The sequence below is a fragment of the Asanoa sp. WMMD1127 genome (assembly GCF_029626225.1).
Classification (GTDB): Bacteria; Actinomycetota; Actinomycetes; order Mycobacteriales; family Micromonosporaceae; genus Asanoa.
In genome coordinates this window covers 7634992-7654034 of sequence record NZ_JARUBP010000001.1, presented here as the reverse complement: position 1 = coordinate 7654034, position 19043 = coordinate 7634992, and the positions used below count along the sequence as shown (strand labels likewise).

Here is a 19043-nt window from a genome sequence, read left to right as displayed (position 1 = left end):
TTGGTCAGACTGGGCGTCGTGAAACGGCCTCTCCTTCGCCTCGCCGTCACCGGTTTCCGGGCCCACGCCGTGCGGCTGGTGCTGACCGGTTTCGCGGTGATGGTGGGAGTCGGCTTCCTCGCGGGCACCCTGGTCTACGGCGACACCGCCCGGGCCGCCTTCTACGACGACCTGGCCCGCTCGGCCCGCAACGTCGACGTGGCCGTCGAGCCGGCCGGGCTGCTCGCCGAGCGCGACACGGTGGAGACCATCGCCGCCCTCGACGGGGTCGCGGCCGTGGACGGCCGGATGGCGGCCTGGCTCAGCATGCTGGACCGCGAGGGCAAGATCATGATGGACCACGGCCACGTCGGGTACGGGCTCTCCGTCCCGGACGTGCCGGCCCTGGCCGCGTACGACCTGCTGGCCGGCCGCCTGCCCACCGGCCCGGGTGAGCTGGCGGTCGAGAAGAACACCGTCGCGCGGGCCGGGTTCACGATCGGCGGGCCGGTGACCGTGCTCGACGCCGCCGGGTCGCCCCGCACGCTGACCCTCGTCGGGGTGCTGGACCTCGGCGTCAACCGGCTCTACGGCGGGTCCACCGTCGCCGCCCTCACCGACGACTCCCTGACGGCGCTGACCGGCACGCAGCGGTTCGCCGAGGTCGTGGTCAGCGCCCGCCCGGGCGTGTCCGAGGCGGTGCTGCGCGACCGGGTGGCGGCGGCGCTCGGGCCCGCGTACCCGGTGCTGACCGGTTTCGAACTGCGCGAGCGGCTGGCCGTCGAGGCCGGCAAGTACGTCACCGGCTTCGTCGCCGTGCTGCTCGGCTTCGGCCTGGTCGCGGTGACCGTGTCGGCGTTCGTCATCTACAACACGTTCGCGATCCTGGCCGCGCAGCGCACCCGCGAGCTGGCCCTGCTGCGCGCCGTGGGCGCCTCCCGCCGCCAGGTCACCGGCACCGTGCTGCTGGAAGCGCTGCTGCTGGGCATCGTCGCCTCGGTCGGCGGCCTGGTGATGAGCGTGGTCATCGGGTACGGCCTGATCTGGGGCCGCGAGCTCGTCGCCACCGACATCCCGCTGCACACGCCGGTGGTGCGCTGGCCGACGTTCCTGGTCGCGGTCGGCTTCGGCACGTTCGTGGCGGTGGTCTCCGCGCTGGTGCCCGCGATCGGGGCCGGCCGGGTCGCGCCGCTGGCCGCGCTGCGCGCCGCGGCCCTGGCGGAGCCGCGGGCGGTCGCCGGCGGCCGGCGCACCGCCCGGGTGATCGGCGCCGGGGTGCTGGCCGTGGCCGGCCTGCTGGCCGTCGTCGGCGGCGTGCCGCTCGGCTTCCCCGGCCTCCCGCTCGTGCTGGGCGGCGGCATGCTGCTGTTCGTCGCCGCCGTGGTCGCCGGCCCGCTGCTGGTGCCGCGGGCGGTCGCGCTGGTCGGCTGGCTACCAGCCCGGCTGTTCGGCACGGTGCCGGCGCTGGCCGTGGCCAACGCCCGCCGCAACCCGCGCCGGGCCGCCGCCACCACGCTCGCGCTGGTCATCGGGGTGGCGCTGATGTCGCTGTTCGCGGTGCTGCTGGCCACCGCCCGCGACCAGAGCGGCCGGGAGCTGACCGAGAACTTCCCGGTCGAGTTCACGCTGACCCGGGCCCGCACCGACGGCACGTTCGAGTCGATGCGCGCCGGGATGCCGGCCGGCCTGGCGTCGGCCCTCCGCCGGCACGCGGCCTTCGCGACGGTGGCCGAGGTGCGCTCCGAGCAGCCGGTGGCGGGGGAGCGCACCCGGGTCGCGGCGGTGCCGCCCGAGCAGCTGCGGGGAGCGATCCGCCCGGAGGTGACGGCGGGCGCGCTCGACCTCGACGGTCCCGGCACGGTCGCGCTGAGCCGCGCCTACGCGACCGACCACGGCCTGACCGTCGGCTCGACGGCGCCGCTCGGCGCGCTGGGCTCGCCACGGGTGGTGGCGCTGTTCGACGACTCACCGCTGGACGGCTCGGCCCTGGTCTCCTACGCGGCGTTCACGGCGGCGTTCGGCGACCGACCGGCGGTGGAGATCCTGGTCGACCTGGCGCCCGGAGTGTCCACAACGGACGGCCAGCGGCTGCTCGACGCGGAGCTGCGCGCGTACCCGGTGGTCCAGGTGACCAGCCGCGCCGCCGAGGCCGACGAGCTCGGCGCGTCGCTGGACGAGCTGCTCGGCATCTTCGCGGCCCTGCTCGGCATGTCGGTGCTGATCTCCCTGTTCGGCATCGGCAACACGCTGGCGCTGTCGGTCGTCGAACGCCGCCGCGAGTCGGCCACCATGCGCGCCCTGGGCCTGTCCCGCCGCCAGCTCCGCGGCATGCTCCTGCTGGAGTCGGGCCTGATCGCGGTGGTCGGCGCCGTGGGCGGCGTCGCCCTCGGCGGTGGCGTGGGGTGGGTGGCGGCGGCCGCGCTGATCGACACCTACGGCCACGGCGTGCCGGTGGTCCCGGTCGGGCAGCTCGCCCTCGTGGTGCTGGCGGCGGCCGGCGCGGCCCTGCTGGCCGCGGTCCTACCGGCCCGCCGCGCCGCCCGCCTCCCGGTCGTCGCCGCCCTGGCCGACGACTGACAGCGAAGGAAGGGTCCCTTCTTATCGCTTTCCGCATAAGAAGGGACCCGTGCTAACGCCCTGCGGGCGGATCAGCGTCAGGCGGACCTGAGCAATCGAGTGGCCTCGATGCGGAGGGCCTTCGATGCGGAAGGGCATCGTGCGCGGTTGACTCTGCGCGGGCCGGGCCGGGCCGGGCCGAGCCGGGCCGAGCCGGGCCGAGCCGAGCCGGGCCGGGCCGGGCCGAGCCGTCCGGACGTGCGCGCTTGACCTGGCCGGCGTCGACTTGCCGGCCTTGGAACGCCCGGCGATCGCGACCCGCGGCGGCTCGTCGGCCTGCAGGGGCTTGTCGGGCCATGATCGTGTGCGCCGACCCTGGGTTATCGGCCAGCGCCCAAGGAGAGCCGAGGCGGCTACCGGCGAATGCGCCTGGACGCTGGCGGTAGCCACCCATGATCATGTGCGACTGGTCCTGTCGACGGGGCCACCCGGCCATGATCATGTGTGCAAGACCTGGACGACACGCCGCCGGACCTCTCGATCTGATGCACCTGATCTTCCGGAAACACCCAGAGGCCCCAGATGCGACGCACTCGATCATGACCGGGGCCGGGCTTAGTTCTAGACCACCGCCCCAGCGGGTGATGACGCGCTTGTCCACCCATGGTTGGCCACGTTCACGGATCGCACCCTGCAGGCTGCCGCCGGTCTTGGCGCCGCACATCCGGGCTGCTGCTCAGCTCCAATGCCGGCGAGGGTGACCCGCGACCAGGCCAGGACGGGCGATGGGCGATCAGGCGTCCCGCCCTCCTGGCCCGCGTCGTGCGGCGCCGCGCACGCCCCGCGGCCCAGGCCGCTCTCCGCGCGGTCTTCCGGGCCGCTCTCCGCGCGGTCTTCCGGGCCGCTCTCCGCGCGGTCTTCCGGGCCGCTCTCCGCGCGGTCTTCCGGACCGATCTCCGCGCGGTCTTCCCGCGGCGCGGTCTCCGCCGGGCGCCGGGGTGCGGGGGGAAGCCGGGGCGGCGGACCGGCGCGAGCTACGACTCCTGGGGTGTCAGGCGGACGCGGCGGAGGAGTTGGGCGTTGAGGGCGACCACGATCGTCGACACCGACATCAGCACCGCGCCGATCGCCGGGCTCAGTGTCAGGCCCGCCCAGGCCAGGACGCCCGCCGCCAGCGGGATCGCGATCACGTTGTAGCCGGCCGCCCAGGCCAGGTTCTGGATCATCTTGCGGTAGGCGGCCCGGGACAGGCGGATCACGCCGCTGACGCCGCGGGGGTCCGACGAGGCGAGGACGACGCCGGCGGACTCGATGGCGACGTCCGTGCCCGCGCCGATCGCGATGCCGACGTCGGCCCGGGCCAGCGCCGGCGCGTCGTTGACGCCGTCGCCGACCATCGCCACCCGCAGGCCGCGGGCCTGGAGGTCGGCTACCGCGCGGTCCTTGTCGGCGGGGAGCACCTCGGCGAAGACCTCGTCGACGCCCGGCCGGAAGCCGAGGTCGGCGGCGACCGCCTTGGCCACCGCGCGGGCGTCGCCGGTGATCATCGCGATCGTGCGTACGCCCTGGTCGCGCAGCGCTGCGATCGCCTGCCGCGCCTCGGGGCGCACCTCGTCCTCCAACGCGAACGCGCCGAGCACGGCCGAGTCGGAGAGCCGCACGAGGTGCAGCACCGCGGCGCCGCGCGCGGACCAACCCGACGTCGCCGCCGCGAGGCGCTCCGGAACCGCCACGTCGAGCTCGCGCAGCAGGGCCGGCCCGCCGACCGCGTACGCCGTGCCGTCGATCGTCGCCCGCACCCCGCGACCGGTCAGCGACCGGAAGTCCGTGGCCCGCGCCGGCGTGCCGGCCGCCGCCACGATCGCCTTGGCGAGGGGGTGCTCGCTGTCGGCCTCGACGCCGCCGCCCAGGCGCAGCACCTCGGCCTCGGTGACCCCGTCGACCGCCGCCACGCCGGTGACCTTGTGCGCGCCCTTGGTCAGCGTGCCGGTCTTGTCGAACAGCACCGCGTCGACGGTGCGCATGCGCTCCAGCGCGAGCCGGTCCTTGACCAGGATGCCGGCGCGCGCCGACACGGCGGTCGACAGCGCGATGACCAGCGGGATGGCCAGGCCCAGGGCGTGGGGGCAGGCGATCACGAGAACCGTGATGGTACGGACGACCGAGTCGTCCAGGTTGCCCACGGCCCACCACGCCAGGAAGGTGACCACGGCGACCGAGGCGGCCACGTAGAACAGCGCCGCCGCGAACCGGTCGGCCAGCACCTGGGCGCGGCCGCCGGAGGCCTGGGCCTGGGCCACCAGGCGCTGGATGCCGGCCAGGGCCGTGTCGGCGCCGACGGCGTCGATCCGCAGCCGGACCGCCGAGTCCGTGACCACCGTGCCGGCCACCACCCGGTCGCCGGCCTGGCGCGGCACCGGGCGCGACTCCCCGGTGATCATCGACTCGTCGACCTCGGCCGCGCCGTCGACGATCCGCCCGTCGGCCGGCACCCGCCCGCCGGGGCGGACCAGCACCACGTCGCCCAATGCCAGCGCCGCGACCGGCACGGTCTCGACCCGGTCGCCCACCACCCGCTCGGCGTCGTCGGGCAGCAGCGCCGCCAGCGCGGCCAGGGCGCCCTGGGCCTGGCCGATCGCCTTCATCTCCTGCCAGTGACCGAGCAGCATGATGGTCACCAGGGCGGCGAGCTCCCACCAGAAGTCGAGGTCGAACGCGCCGACGGCGGTGGCCAGCGAGGCGCCGTAGGCCACCGTGATCGCCATCGCGATCAGCAGCATCATGCCGGGCGCCCGGTCGCGGACCTCGCGGACCGCGCCGACCAGGAACGGCCAGCCGCCGTAGACGAAGACGATCGAGCCCAGCACGGGGCCGATCCAGTCGATGCCCGGGAAGTCGAGCGAGTAGCCGAACCAGTCCATGACCATCTCGCTGGTCACGACGATCGGCACGGTCAGCGCCAGGGAGAGCCAGAACTTCCGCCGGAACTGCTCGGGGTCGTGCCCGGCGTGCTTGTCGTGCCCGCCGTGGGCAGCGTGGGCACCGTGACCGGCCGCCGGCGCATGCGACTGGTGGTGCTCGTGCATCGTTCCGCTGTCGTGTCGCATGCCGCCTACTATACCCCCAGGGGGTATGTAGGCAAGCGCGGCGCGACGACCGGTAGCGTCGCCCCATGGAACCGCTGACCTTCCACGACCTGCCCGCCTGGGAGGCGTGGCTGGCCGACCACCACGAGACCGCGGCCGAGGCCTGGCTGGTGATCGCCAAGAAGGGCGCCGCCCGCCCGACCATCACCGCGGCCGAGGCCGGCGACGTGGCGATCTGCTTCGGCTGGATCGACAGCCAACGCCGCGGCCTCGACGCCGAGCACTTCCTGCAGCGCTACTCGCCCCGCCGCAAGGGCGCGCGCTGGTCACAGGTCAATGTGGACCGTGCCGAGGCCCTCGTGGCCGCCGGCCGGATGCGGGCCGCCGGCCACGCCCAGATCGAGGCCGCGAAGGCCGACGGCCGCTGGGCCGCCGCGTACCCGGCGCAGCGCGACGCGAAGACCCCCGACGACCTGGCGGCGGCCCTCGCCGCCAATCCCGCCGCGGCCGCGCGATTCGCGAGCCTCGACAAGACCAGCCGGTACGCCGTCATCCTCAAGCTCACCAGCGCGCCCAGCCCGGCGGCCCGCCGCAAACGGCTGGTCGCCCTCACCGACCTCCTCGCCGGCGGCGACCCCGTCCCGCCGCCGCAAGTCGGTTGAACGTTGAACCGAATAGTGGGTACGTGCGTGGATACCTGAACGGAGGACGTCGAAAGGAGAAGCCATCGTGCGCCACCGGGTGGCCACCATCGCGCTGGGTCTGACCGCGGCACTCGCCGCCACCCTGCTCGGTCCGGCCGGCACTGCGACCGCACACGACGCGAACCACGACCTGTTCCCCACCACGATCCAGCTGCCCAACGGCTTCCAGCCCGAGGGCATCGCGATCGGCACACTGCCGTACGCCTTCTTCGGGTCCCGGGTCGACGGGGCCATCTACCGGGCCAGCCTGGTCACCGGGCGCGGCGAGATCATCAACCCGGGCTTCGGCTCGGGGTCGCTCGGGCTCAAGCTGGACGGCCGCGGCCGGCTCTTCGTCGCCGGCCAGACCAGCGGCGACGGGCGGGTGGTCGACGCCGTGACCGGTAGGACCCTCAAGATCTGGAACTTCACCGACGGGACCAGCTTCGTCAACGACGTGATCCTCACGCCCGACGCCGCCTGGTTCACCGACTCGCAGCAACCCGTGCTCTACAAGGTGCCGTTCGGCCGCTTCGGCACGCTCGGCGACCGGTTCGAGACCGTCCCGCTGTCCGGGGACTTCGTCTTCACGCCGGGCGCGACCAACGCCAACGGCATCGCGCGTACGCCCGACGGCCGCGACCTGCTGGTCGTCCAGTCCAACACCGGCCTGCTGTTCACCGTGGACGCCGACAACGGCGCGGCCACGCAGGTCGACCTCGGCGGCGTGCCGATGACCAACGGTGACGGCCTCTGGCTCGAGGGGCGCCGCCTCTACGTGGTGCAGAACCGCCTCAACCAGATCGCCGTCGTCGACCTCAACCGGTCCGGCACGCGGGGCACCGTGGTCAAGACGATCACCAGCCCGGCGTTCGACGTGCCGACCACCATCGCCGCGTACGGCCAGCGGCTCTATCTGCCCAACGCCCGGTTCACGACACCGCCGACGCCGGACACGACCTACACCGCGGTCGCCGTCAGGCGCTGACGTCCAGGGTCACCAACCGCTGGGTGGCGCGGGACAGGGCGACGTACAGCGTGCGTACGCCCGCCGCGCCACCCGCGCGGATCTCGTCCGGCGCGACCAGCACGACACCGTCGTACTCCATGCCCTTGGCCTGCAGGCTCGTCACCACCTGCACCCGCGGGTCGCCGACGCCGCCGAGCCAGCCGGCCACCTCGCCGACGCGGGGGACCGGCGTGATCACGCCGATCGTGCCCTCGACCTGGTCGAGCAGATCGTCCACAGCGGACCGCACGGCGTCCGGCAGCGCCGGGCCCGGCACCGTCGACGCCACCGGTGGCACGCCGGTCGACCGCACGGCCGTCGGCAGCGGCAGGTCCGGCGCGATCGTCCGGATCTCGGCCGCGGCGACCTCGAAGATCTCGGCGGAGTTCCGGTAGTTGGTGGTCAGCGTGTACGCGTTGCGCGCCCGCGAACCCAGCGCCCGGTCCCGGGCCCGGTCGAGCTCGGCCGGGTCGCCCGTCCAGGCGGTCTGCGCCGGGTCGCCGACCACGGTCCACGAGGCCAGCCGTCCGCGCCGGCCCAGCATGCGCCACTGCATCGGCGAGACGTCCTGGGCCTCGTCGACCACGACGTGCGCGTACTCCCGGTAGTCGTCGGGTCGGGCGGTCGCCGCCGCCCGGGCGGCCCGGGCCCGCTCGGTCGCCGTGCTCAGCTCGTAGACGCCCTGCGCCACCTGGAACTCGTTGCGCTGCTGGCGGGCCGCCCGCACCGGCTGCCCGAGCAGGGCGTCGAGCTCGTCGAGGAGGGCGACGTCGGCGATGGTCGGGTCCTCGCTGTCGAAGCTGCCCGTCAGCAGGTCCACCTCGGCCGGTGACAGCAGGCCGGCGGCGTAGCGGCGCAGCCGGGCCGGGTCGGCCAGCCAGGCCAGCACGTGCCGCGGTCGCAGCCGGGGCCACCACTCCTTGACGAACGAGCGGAAGTCCTCGCGCTCGGCCAGCTGGTCCTCGAACTCGCGCTTCTTGGGCAGGCCGGGCACCTTCGCCTGCTCGGCCTGCGCCCAGAGCGCGTCGAACAGGCCCTCGAAGCCGGCCCGGCGCACCTCGTTGCGGCGGGCGCCGCGGGGCAGGGCCCGGGTCCGGACGCGGTCGAGCTGGCCGCGGTCGAGGCGCAGCAGCGTGCCCCGGTAGAGGAGCCGCAGCGAGGTCGGCCCGTCGGGCACCGCGTCGTGCGAGGCCCGCTCAAGCACCCGGCGCATCCGCAGCGAGCCCTTGACGGCCGCCACCGGGCCCGGGTCGGTGCGGGTCGCGGACCAGCCGGGCACCAGCGTGCCGAGCGAGCGCAGGGTCGCCGACTCCTCGCCGAGCGAGGGCAGCACCGAGGCGATGTAGTCGACGAACACCGTGGACGGTCCGACCACGAGGATGCCGCCGCCGGCGAACCGGTTGCGATCCGAATAGAGGAGGTACGCCGCCCGGTGCAGCGCCACGGCCGTCTTGCCGGTGCCGGGGCCGCCGGACACGATGGTCACGCCGCTGCCGGGGGAGCGGATCGCCTGGTCCTGCTCGCGCTGGATGGTGGCCACGATGTCACGCATGCCGTGCCCGGTCGCCTTCGACAGCGACGCCAGCAGGGCGCCGTCGCCGACCACCCGCATCTGCTCCGGCGCGGCCTCGGGGTCCAGCAGGTCGTCCTCGATGCCCGTCACCCGTTCGCCGGACGACTGGATCATGCGGCGCCGGATCACGCCCCGCGGCTCGGCCGCCGTGGCCTGGTAGAACGCCGCGGCCGCCGGGGCGCGCCAGTCGACGACCAGCGGCTGGGCGTCCTCGCCGCGCACGCCCAGCCGGCCGACGTGGAAGCTGGCGCCGCCGCGCAGGTCGAGTCGGCCGAAGACCAGCCCTTCGTGCTCGGCGTCGAGCAGGTAGCGCCGCCGGGCGGCGTGGAAGACGAACGCGTCCCGCTCGACCAGCGCGCCGAAGTTGCCCACCGCCGCCTGCCGGTAGCCCTCGCGCTCGGCGCGCGCGGCCTCCCGACGCAGCTCCTCGACCCGGGCGTAGACCCGGTCGACGTGCTTCTGCTCGGTGGCGATCTCCTGCTGGAGCGTGGTGACGTCGGTCAAGCGGATGGCTCCTCGTGCGATGGGTCGGCCGCGGGTCGCGCGACCAACCCGAACGAGAGTACGGGCAGCCCGCCGGGAACGGATCGGTAGCCGGGTCGATGTGCCCGTACTCGCACCTCGATAGAATTGCCCTCGAACGACTACGGTGATGCGGTGCCGCATCAACGTTGGATGATCTATGGCGCCAACGGCTACACCGGTGATCTTGTCGCCCGGCTGGCCGTCTCGCGTGGCGCCCGACCCCTGCTCGCCGGCCGCAACGCCGCCGCCGTCAAGGCCCTCGCCGATGAGCTCGGCCTGGAGCACGTGGTCTTCGACCTGCGCGACGGCGCGGCCACCCGGGCCGCCCTCGGCGAGGTCGACGTCGTGGCGCACTGCGCGGGCCCGTTCGTGGCCACCGCCGGCCCAATGCTCGACGCCTGCCTCGACACCGGCACCCACTACCTCGACGTGACCGGCGAGCACCCGGTCTTCGAGGCCGTGCTGGCGCGGGCCGCCGACGCCCGGGCGGCCGGCGTCGTGCTGATCACGGGGGCGGGCTTCGACGTGGTGCCCACCGACTGCCTGGCCAACCTGCTGCACGCCGCGCTGCCCGACGCGACCGCCCTGGAGCTCGCGTTCGTCGCGCCGGGCGGGATGAGCCGCGGCACGGCCACCACCGGGCTGGCCATGAACGCCCGGGGCGGCTGGCGGCGGATCGCCGGCACGCTGGTGCCCACGCCGATCGGCACCCCGGCCCGCGAGGTGGCGTTCCCGTCCAAGGTCCGCAAGGTCGGCGCCGTGCCTTGGGGCGACCTGGTCACCGCCCATCACTCGACCGGGATCGGCGACATCACCGTCTACAGCCGGGTGCCGGCGCCGACGCTGCTCGCCAAGCTGATCCGCTTCGCGCCGGTCCGCGCGCTGGCGGCCCGGGCGATCAAGCGCCAGCCGCCCGGCCCGAGCGCGGAGACGCGGGCCGCGACGAAGATCGAGGTGTGGGGCGAGGTCCGCAACGCGGCCGGTGACGTGCGCACGGCCACGCTGACCGGGCCCAACGCCTACGACCTGACCGCCGACGCCGTGCACCGGGCCGCCGAGCACCTGCTGGCCGGCACCGGTGGCCGGGGCGGCGGCGCGGTCGTGGCCGGCGCGCACACCCCTGGCACCGCCTTCGGGCCCGACTTCCTCACCCGCCTCGACCGGGTGACGGTGCACGCGCCTGCTAAATCGTGACGACGACCTTGGCCCGCGCGTGCTCGGTCTCCAGGTAGCGGATGGCCGCCGGCACCTCGGGCAGCGGGAACGTGCGGTCGATGACCGGGGTGAGCCGGCCGGCCTCGGCGTGGGCCCGCAGCGTCTCGAGGTGTGACCGGCCGGGCACGGTGGACAGGACCACGATGCGCTGCCGCACGAACGGCGCCAGCAAGCGACCGCGGGCGATGAGCCAGACCGGGCCGACCAGGCTGCCGCCGCGGTAGACGCCGCCGCCGGAGAGCACCAGCGTGCCGGTGGGGGTCAGCGCGCGGCGCAGCGCGGTCAGGGACCGGTTGCCGACGAGGTCGAGGACCAGGTCGTGGCGGCCGGCGTCGTGGGTGAAGTCGGCGCGGGTGTAGTCGACGACGTGGTCGGCGCCGAGCGACCGGGCCAGGTCGGTGTTGCGCGTGCTGCACACGGCGGTCACCGTGGCGCCGCGCGTCTTGGCCAGTTGCACGGCGAGCGTCCCGACACCGCCGGAGGCGCCGTTGATCAGCACTTGCTGGTCGGGCGCGACGTCGGCCAGCCCCATGAGGGCGGTGACGCCGGCCAGCGGCAGGGCGGCCGCCTGCTCCGCGGTCAGGTTGGCGGGCCGGCGCGCGACCAGGGTCTCCGGCACGCTGACGTATTCGGCGAACGCGCCGTTGGCGTCGCCCAGGTCGCCGAAGACGGCGTCGCCGGGGCGCAGGTCGCGGACGCCGGCGCCGACGACCTCGACGCGGCCGGCGAAGTCGCGGCCCCGGATCCGGGCGCGCGGGCCGGACCGGCCCATGGAGAGCCGGGCGAGCCTGGGGTCACCCCGCATGATGTGCCAGTCGTACGCGTTGAGCGCGGCCGCCTCGACCCGCACGAGCACCTCGCCGGCGGCCGGCACGGGCGTGTCGACCTCCTCGAAGGCCAGCGTGTCGGGCGAGCCGTAACGGTCCTGGACGATCGCCTTCATGGTCCCTCCCGGGGGTGGTGTACGGCGTACACCCGAGGCTAGGTGTACGCCGTACACCTGTCAAGCGGTTAAGGTTCCCCTGTGAAGGCTGAGACGGTGAACCGGACCCCGCTGAGCACGGACCGCGTTCTGCGGGCCGCGGTCGCGCTGGCCGACCAGGCGGGGATCGAGTCGCTCAGCATGCGCAAGCTCGCGCACGAGCTGGGCGTGGTCCCGATGGCGCTCTACAAGCACGTGGCCAACAAGGACGAGCTGCTCGACGGCATGATCGACGTGGTCGTCGGCGAGATCGAGCCCCTGCGGCCCGGTCCCGACTGGAAGTCGGTGGTCCGCCGGCGCATCCTGTCGGCCCGCACCGTGCTGCTGCGCCACCCCTGGGCGCCGCTGGCCATCGAGGCGCGACTCGACGCGACGCCGGCGATCCTGGACTACCTCGACTCGATGGTCGGCGCCCTGCGCGACGGCGGCTTCTCCACGGACCTGGCCCACCACGTCATGCACGCGATGGGCTCGCGGATGCTGGGCTTCAGCCAGGAGCTCTTCGACACCAACCGCCGCGCCGGCCGCTCCGGCACCACGGATCCTTCACCGCCAACGGGTTTCCCGGCCGAGGCCGCGGCCCGGTTCCCGCACCTGGCCGCCATCGCCGGCGCCGCGGCCCACGACGACACCTCGGTGGTGGGGTCGGGCTGCGACGACCAGTTCGAGTTCGAGTTCGCCCTCGACCTGCTCCTGGACGGCATCGAACGCCTACGCCAGCAGGGCTGGACGTCGCACTAGGTGTAGTGACCATGAGCGTTGTTGACAACGGCGTGGTGGCTTGATCGGAACGAAGACCTCCGGCGAGGTGTGAGGTGCTGACGCCCACATCCCGGAACCGGAGGTCTTCATGGCCCACCGTAATGCCCGTCTGACCCTGCACGGTCGACGGCTGCTGATCACGCGTGTCGTGGTCGAGGGCCGCCCCGTCGCGCATGTTGTCAAAGAACTCGGCTGTTCCCGCACCACTGGCTACAAATGGTTGGCCCGCTGGCGGGCCGAGGGCGACGCGGGCCTGCACGATCGGCCTAGCACCGCGCATCGACTGACCGGCAAGACCCCACCCGATATCGAAGCCCGGATCTGCCAGCTCCGCACCGAACACAAGCTGGGCCCGGCCCGCCTGGCACCACTGCTGGAGATGCCGGCCTCGACCATCCACGCCGTCCTACGACGACACAACCTGCACCGGCTGTCCTGGCTCGACCGGCCCACCGGCGAACTCATCCGCCGCTACGAACGCGACCACCCCGGCGAGCTCATCCACGTCGACGTCAAGAAGATCGGCCGGCTCCGCGACGGCGGCGGCTGGCGCACCCTGGGCCGAGACAGCCTCGAACACCGCCGCGCCCGTGCCACGGACGCGTTGGCTACGAGTACGTCCACGCCGCCATCGACGACCACACCCGCCTGGCCTACGCCGAGATCCACCCCGACGAGAAGACCGGGACCTGCGCCGCGTTCCTCCACCGCGCCGCCGCCCACTTCGCCGCCCTGGGCATCACCCACATCCAACGGGTCATGACCGACAACGCCCTGGCCTACCGCCGCGGCCGCGCCTGGCACCAAGCCCTGACCGACCTCGGCGCCCAAGCCCGGTTCACCCGCCGCTACCGACCCCAAACCAACGGAAAAGCCGAACGCTTCAACCGCACCATGTGCGACGAATGGATCTACGCCCGACCCTTCACCACCAACCAAGACCGCGCCGACGCCCTACCCTCATGGCTACACACCTACAACCACCACCGCGGACACACCGCCCTTGCCGGCAAACCACCCATCACCCGCGTCAACAACGCTCCTGGTGATTACAACTAGGGCGCACCGTGGCGGTGCTGGTCGGTCGACGGCTCCGCATCGGGCTCACGGCCGGCGCGATGCGCGGCGATCGCCTCGCGGCCGCCAGGCGCACACCGAGCCGGTCCGGCGCGGTCCAGCTGGCGTTGACGAACCAGCGCGGCGGAGAGTCGCACCAGCGGCGCCGAGGGTCGTCGCGGCGCGCGCGGTGGGGTCGGTCCTTGTCAGTCCGGGACATGGCTGCGCTCCTCTCGAAGCCGCATGATGCGGCACCTACAAGGGCGCGGCGTGATAGTCCCGGATCGTGGCCATGCCGCCATCGAGGAGGTCTTCTGGCGTCCGGGTCTGTTCGAAACGTTGCTCGTCATTCTGGGCGGCACCCAAAACAGCGGCGCGTCGTACACGACACGCCGCCGCGCGGGCAAACGCTCGAGATCTTGGTAAAGGAATGCTCCTATGGCGACTCTTCAGTCCCATGACATCTGTCGCACTTGATGTCCCGGTAGATGTGTCACACCGGGTTGACTGCCAGGGATGGCGATACGGCGTCAAATGCTGAACGCGATGGACGCGGTCCTGGCCGCTGGCGTGAAGATCGACAATGTGGCGCGGTGGTGCCGTGAGAATGGCGTCACGACGCGGACGTTCTACCGACACAAGGCCCGCGTGGCCGCCGAAGGGGCGTGGCGAGAACGGTCCCGCCGCCCACACCACAGCCCGGGCATGGCCGGCCCGGACCTCGACGCGTGGATCCGCAAGTTACGTGCCGACCTCGCCCCGGACAACGGCGCGGACTACATCCGCGACGCCCTGACCCGGATCGCGGCCGATATCAGAGCACCATGGTCGGTGCCGTCGCGGTCCACGATCAACCGGGTCCTGTCCCGCCACGGCCTGCTCGACGCGAACCCCGCCAAACGGCCTCGCAGCTCGTGGCGGCGATTCGCGTTCGCCCAACCCCGCGACCGCTACCAGATCGACGCGACCGTCGTCGCCCTGACCGGTGGCCGCAACGCGGTCGTCTTCGACGTCCTCGACGACTGCACCCGGATGCTGGTCGCCTGCACCGCCGCCACCGGCGAGACCGCCGCCGCCGCGATCACCGCGATCACCGCCGCCGCCAACCAGCACGGACCACCCGCGATCGTGCTCTGCGACAACGGCGCCGCGTTCACCAACACCTGGTCCTCCGCCACCACCGCAGCGTCACAGTTCGCGTCCACGCTCAACGGCTGGGGCACCCGATTGATCCACTCAAGCCCCTACCACCCACAAACCTGCGGGAAGGTCGAGCGCCACCACCAAACCCTCAAGAAATGGCTCACCCACCACCGCATCCCGACCACCATCGCGCAGCTCCAACGCCTACTCGACGACTACCGCGACTACTACAACACCCGACGGGCCCACTGCGCCCTCGCCCGCCGCACCACCCCACACCACGCCTGGACCTCCGCGACCCGCCACGGCGGACCCGCCGCCCTGCCCATCCAGACCGACGCCACCGTCCACCGCTGCCGCGTCACCGACTACGGAAAAATCAACGCCGGCTCCCACCGCATCGGCGTCGGCATAGCCCGTCTCGGCCAAACCCTGACCGTCATCCGCCACAACGGCCACGCCACCATCTACGACCCCGACGGCCACCCCATCGGCACCGCCACCCTGACCCCCGGCAAAACCTACGTCCCCCTATAACCAACCCAACCAACATCAAAACCGTGACACATCAACCGGGACACACCCTTGACACATCTCCCGGGACATGACAGCTCCTATGGCGACATTTATTTACCTAGATCCGGACCCGGAAAGGTCTCTGGGCGCTCGGTCTCGAGCCAGCGCTCTGCATGGGAGCGGCGACTCGCCGGCTTCGGTCACCTCAGCCGCCCGCGGCCCGGCGTAAGGCTGAGGGGCGGTTGGCGGCGGCATCCGGGTCGACCAACTGTGCGAGACGGCATCGGAAACGACGGCCGAGACGAACAGGCCCGCGTTGCCGTGCGCACGAGCGCCACGTGGCGCCCAAGCGGCATGGCCACACGCGCCAGCGACACCACCGTCCGAATGAACGGCGCCCACCGAGCGCAGTGACGGCACGACGAAGCCGGCGGCGCGGAGGCGGTGCGCGACCGGGTCCCACGACGCCGGCCCGAGCGGGGTGCTGTGCATGAGCACGAATGCCGCTTCGGCGGACAGCTTTCCGCACGGGTCACGCCACTCCTAGCCGCGACAGACCCTAGGCCGCCTGGAGGTCGGCGGTGTCGCTGGGCTCGCCCATGGCGGTGCGGATGACCTCGGCCAGCGCCGCCGTGACGATGGCGGGGCGTTCGAGCATCAGCATGTGGCCGGCGCCCGGGCAGATGGTGAGGTCGGCGGTCGGCAGGGCGGCGGCGATCGACTCGGCGCAGGCCGGCGGGGTGAGCCGGTCGCGGTCGCCGACCAGGGCCGCCGCGGGCACGTCGCCGAGGGCGCGCAGGGTGGCCAGCCGTTGCTGCTCGCCGACCGAGGAGCGGAACGCGCCGATGGCCAGCAGCTGCACCCGCGCCACGGCGGCCGTCGTGAGGATCAGGTCCTCCGGGGTGCACCGGTCGCCGAAGAGCAGCCAGCGCAGCGACGGGGCCAGCGCCCGCAGCAGGTAGCGGTGGACCCGCCACGAGCCGCCGCGGGCGAGGATGCCGGCGCCGGTGGTTTCCACGGTGCGGATGAGGCCGGTGATGCGGGGGCTCAGGCCGTACACCGTGTGGGTGTGGCCCTCGGCCGTGGTCGAGATGAAGACCAGGCCGGCCACGCGGGTCGCGAAGAACAGCGGGTGCCCGTGCGCGAACTCCATGATCGTCATGCCGCCGAGTGAGTGGCCGGCCAGCACGATCGGGCCCGTCGGGGCGACCGTGGAGATCACCTCGGCCAGGTCGTCGCCGAGTTGCGCGAGGTTGGCGCCCGAGCGGGTGGTGCCGTCGGAGCGGCCGTGGCCGCGGGCGTCGTACGCCACGATCCGCACCGGCAGGTCGAGCGCGTCGGGCAGGCCGGTCAGCTGGCGGTGCCACGTGCGGGTGTCCAGCGTCCAACCGTGCAGCAGGATGACGGTGACCGGCGCGTCGTCAGGCCCGGTGATCTCGACGTGCAGTCGCACGCCGTCGGGCAGCGTCACCGAGATCCGCTCCGGCATGGTCACCTCCAAGGCCGAGGATTCCCCACCGATGTTCTTACCCACGCACATACCGGGCAGTAACAATCATGCCTTAAGCTGCGTTCAGGCCGCCAGATCGAAGATCCGTTTTGCACTCTTTCGGCGAAAGTACGCGTAATGAGCGGCTTGCCGCCGGCACCGCAACGCAAAGAAAACCATCAATTACCGACGGTTGCCTCGACACGAAGCCGGTTCACCTGTTGAAGTTAGGATTCGGTCTGCACAACGGGAGGCTGGGTGGACGAGCTGATCGCGGAGGCACAACAGGTCGCGACCGCCGCCGCGGCCCGGCTGGGAATCACCGTGCGGGAGCTCCGTGACCCCGCCGCGCACGAGCAGGTGGCCCAGCTGTTCGGCAGGATCTGGCGCACGGACTCGCCCAACCAGCTGCTCGACGCGCGGATGATGCGCGCGCTGTCGTACGCCGGGAACTATGTGGTGGGCGCCTTCCGGGAGGGGGTGCTGGTCGGCGCCGCCGTCGCCTTCTTCGGCATCGACCACCTGCACTCGCACATCACGGGCGTCGACCCCGACACGCAGAGTCGCGGCGCCGGGCACGCCATCAAGCTGCACCAGCGCGCCTGGGCGCTCGACCGGCGCATCGAGTCGGTGCACTGGACGTTCGACCCGCTGGTCCGCCGCAACGCCTACTTCAACCTGCACAAGCTCGGCGCGCGGGCGGTGAAATACCTGCCTGACTTCTACGGGCGGATGACCGACGGCATCAACGCCGGCGACGCCACCAGCGACCGCCTCTACATCCAGTGGGACGTGGCCTCGCCCGAGGCGATCGCCGCGGCGGCCGGCGACACCCGCGAGATCAACATGCAGGCGGTGTACGCGGCCGGCGCCGAGGTGGCCCTCGCCCGCGACGACTTCGGCCGGCCCAGCCCCGGCAAGGCGGTGCACGACGGCCGGCCGCTGCTGGTCGCCGTGCCCTTGGACATCGAGGCCATGCGGGGCACCGACCCGCCGCTCGCCGTCGCCTGGCGGAGAGAGGTCGGTGACGCGCTCTGCGCGGCGTTCGATTCCGGATACCGCATCGCGGGCATGGCCCGTGACGGCTGGTACGTCATGGAAGCCGAGTAAAGGAACGCTCCTTGAAACTGCGTGGTCTCGAACTCCGCCGCATCGCCCTGCCCCTGGTCAGCCCGTTCCGCACCTCCTTCGGCACCGAGACCGCACGTGACGTGCTGCTCGTCCGCGCCGCCGGCGACTCCGCCGAGGGCTGGGGCGAGTGCGTGGCGATGGCGGAGCCGCTCTATTCCAGCGAACACGTCGACGGCGCCGCCGAGGTGATCCGGCGCTTCCTCATGCCCGAGGTGGTCGCGCTGGCCAAGTCCGGCGAGCTCACCGTGCCGCGGCTCGAGGCGGCGTTCGGCCGGATCAAGGGCCACCCGATGGCCAAGGCCGGCGTGCTGACGGCGCTGCTCGACCTGTCGCTGCGGGTGTCCGGCACGTCGTTCGGCTCGTACCTCGGCGCGGTCCGGTCCTCGGTGCCCGCGGGCGTCTCGGTGGGCATCATGTCGTCGATCCCGGCGCTGCTGGACGCGGTCGACGGCTACCGGACGCAGGGGTACGTGCGGATCAAGCTCAAGATCGAGCCTGGCTGGGACGTCGAGCCCGTCCGCGCGGTCCGCGAGCGGTTCGGCGACGACCTGCTGCTGCAGGTGGACGCGAACACCGCGTACACCCTGGCCGACGCCCGGCACCTGGCCCGGCTCGACCCGTTCGACCTGCTGCTGATCGAGCAGCCGCTGCCGGAGGACGACCTGCGCGGCCACGCGGCGCTGGCCGCGCTGATCCGCACCCCGGTCTGCCTCGACGAGTCGATCACCTCGGCCCGGGCGGCCGCCGACGCCATCGCCCTCGGCGCGACGTCGGTGGTCAACGTCAAGCCGGGCCGGGTCGGCGGCTACCTCGAGGCCCGCCGCGTGCACGACGTCTGCGCGGCCAACGGCGTGCCGGTCTGGTGCGGCGGCATGCTGGAGACCGGGCTCGGGCGAGCGGCCAACGTGGCCCTGGCGGCACTGCCGAACTTCACCCTGCCGGGCGACACGTCGGCGTCCGACCGCTACTTCGCCCGCGACATCACGGAGCCCTTCGTCCTCGACGGCGGCCACGTGGCGGTGCCGACCGGCCCGGGCCTGGGCGTGACGGTGGACGAGGACTACCTGACCGAGATCACCACCGGAACGGAGTGGCTGCCGCTGTCCTGAGCGGCGCCGCCGCCGTCGTCGCCGAGCGCGAGCGCGGCCAACACGATCCCGGCGAGGCTGATCGCGATCGCCAGCGCGGCGATCACCAGCGCCACCGCCACCAGCACGCTGTGCTGCTGCGGTGGAGCGGCCGACCCGCGCCGAAGATTCACGCCAAGACGCTACGTCGCGGGTTGGCATGCCTGGTATTCGCCTTTCGAGTGACATGCCGCCTCCGGCAGGCTGACGG

The 19043-nt window shown here is 72.9% G+C and carries 13 protein-coding genes and 1 pseudogene; 9 read left to right on the top strand and 5 right to left on the bottom strand.

The window, feature by feature from the left end; genetic code table 11:
- Positions 1–18 precede the first annotated feature (18 nt).
- Entirely contained in the window at positions 19–2556 is a 2538-nt protein-coding gene (locus tag O7635_RS36545; protein ID WP_278085049.1) for an ABC transporter permease, read from the top strand.
- Between the two features lie 1013 nt (positions 2557–3569).
- On the opposite strand, the gene O7635_RS36540 is transcribed toward O7635_RS36545, so the two are convergent.
- Entirely contained in the window at positions 3570–5621 is a 2052-nt protein-coding gene (locus O7635_RS36540) for a copper-translocating P-type ATPase (protein ID WP_278085670.1), read from the bottom strand.
- A gap of 86 nt (positions 5622–5707) precedes the next feature.
- Between O7635_RS36540 and O7635_RS36535 the strand changes: the two genes are divergently transcribed.
- On the top strand, positions 5708–6283 hold the full coding sequence (locus O7635_RS36535; RefSeq protein WP_278085048.1) for a YdeI/OmpD-associated family protein: 576 nt from the start codon (positions 5708–5710) through the stop codon (positions 6281–6283).
- A 67-nt stretch (positions 6284–6350) separates the two neighbouring features.
- Positions 6351–7292, top strand: a complete 942-nt coding sequence (locus O7635_RS36530; protein WP_278085047.1) for a superoxide dismutase — start codon at positions 6351–6353, stop codon at positions 7290–7292.
- Here the strand turns inward: O7635_RS36530 and O7635_RS36525 are convergent.
- The gene (locus O7635_RS36525) at positions 7282–9390 is read right to left on the bottom strand and encodes an AAA family ATPase (RefSeq protein ID WP_278085046.1); all 2109 of its coding nucleotides are present in this window, start codon (positions 9388–9390) and stop codon (positions 7282–7284) included. The two genes, O7635_RS36530 and O7635_RS36525, sit on opposite strands and share 11 nt — an antisense overlap.
- A 153-nt stretch (positions 9391–9543) precedes the next feature.
- Between O7635_RS36525 and O7635_RS36520 the strand changes: the two genes are divergently transcribed.
- Positions 9544–10605, top strand: coding sequence for a saccharopine dehydrogenase NADP-binding domain-containing protein (locus O7635_RS36520; RefSeq protein ID WP_278085045.1), 1062 nt, complete (start codon positions 9544–9546; stop codon positions 10603–10605).
- Here O7635_RS36520 and O7635_RS36515 read toward each other — a convergent pair.
- Positions 10595–11569 (bottom strand): NAD(P)-dependent alcohol dehydrogenase, encoded by a 975-nt coding sequence (locus O7635_RS36515; protein ID WP_278085044.1) that lies wholly within the window; start codon positions 11567–11569, stop codon positions 10595–10597. The genes O7635_RS36520 and O7635_RS36515 overlap by 11 nt on opposite strands.
- An 81-nt stretch (positions 11570–11650) precedes the next feature.
- On the opposite strand from O7635_RS36515, the gene O7635_RS36510 reads away from it, so the two are divergent.
- The 3 genes and pseudogenes from O7635_RS36510 (at position 11651) to O7635_RS36500 (ending at position 15106) form a co-directional block, all read left to right on the top strand.
- Positions 11651–12349 carry a TetR/AcrR family transcriptional regulator C-terminal domain-containing protein gene (locus O7635_RS36510; RefSeq protein ID WP_278085043.1) on the top strand — a complete coding sequence of 233 codons (699 nt, stop codon included), beginning with the start codon at positions 11651–11653 and terminating at the stop codon, positions 12347–12349.
- Between the two features lie 109 nt (positions 12350–12458).
- A pseudogene (locus O7635_RS36505) lies at positions 12459–13429 on the top strand (IS481 family transposase).
- Positions 13430–13972: 543 nt separating this feature from the next.
- Positions 13973–15106, top strand: coding sequence for a DDE-type integrase/transposase/recombinase (locus tag O7635_RS36500; protein WP_278085042.1), 1134 nt, complete (start codon positions 13973–13975; stop codon positions 15104–15106).
- Positions 15107–15644: 538 nt separating this feature from the next.
- Here O7635_RS36500 and O7635_RS36495 read toward each other — a convergent pair.
- Positions 15645–16574, bottom strand: coding sequence for an alpha/beta hydrolase (locus O7635_RS36495; protein ID WP_278085041.1), 930 nt, complete (start codon positions 16572–16574; stop codon positions 15645–15647).
- Positions 16575–16832: 258 nt separating this feature from the next.
- On the opposite strand from O7635_RS36495, the gene O7635_RS36490 reads away from it, so the two are divergent.
- Together O7635_RS36490 and menC are read left to right on the top strand one after the other, a co-directional pair.
- Positions 16833–17684, top strand: coding sequence for a GNAT family N-acetyltransferase (locus tag O7635_RS36490; protein ID WP_278085040.1), 852 nt, complete (start codon positions 16833–16835; stop codon positions 17682–17684).
- 11 nt (positions 17685–17695) lie between these two features.
- The gene (gene menC / locus O7635_RS36485) at positions 17696–18814 is read left to right on the top strand and encodes an o-succinylbenzoate synthase (RefSeq protein WP_278085039.1); all 1119 of its coding nucleotides are present in this window, start codon (positions 17696–17698) and stop codon (positions 18812–18814) included.
- On the opposite strand, the gene O7635_RS36480 is transcribed toward menC, so the two are convergent.
- Complete coding sequence (locus O7635_RS36480; protein WP_278085038.1) at positions 18766–18966, bottom strand: hypothetical protein; 201 nt, start codon at positions 18964–18966, stop codon at positions 18766–18768. The genes menC and O7635_RS36480 overlap by 49 nt on opposite strands.
- Positions 18967–19043 lie beyond the last annotated feature (77 nt).

Coding starts and splice junctions, on each gene's coding strand:
- O7635_RS36515 (WP_278085044.1), bottom strand. CDS start 11,569: ATGAAGGCGATCGTCCAGGACCGTTACGGCTCGCCCGACACGCTGGCC.
- O7635_RS36500 (WP_278085042.1), top strand. CDS start 13,973: ATGGACGCGGTCCTGGCCGCTGGCGTGAAGATCGACAATGTGGCGCGG.
- O7635_RS36495 (WP_278085041.1), bottom strand. CDS start 16,574: ATGCCGGAGCGGATCTCGGTGACGCTGCCCGACGGCGTGCGACTGCAC.
- O7635_RS36540 (WP_278085670.1), bottom strand. CDS start 5,621: ATGCACGAGCACCACCAGTCGCATGCGCCGGCGGCCGGTCACGGTGCC.
- O7635_RS36535 (WP_278085048.1), top strand. CDS start 5,708: ATGGAACCGCTGACCTTCCACGACCTGCCCGCCTGGGAGGCGTGGCTG.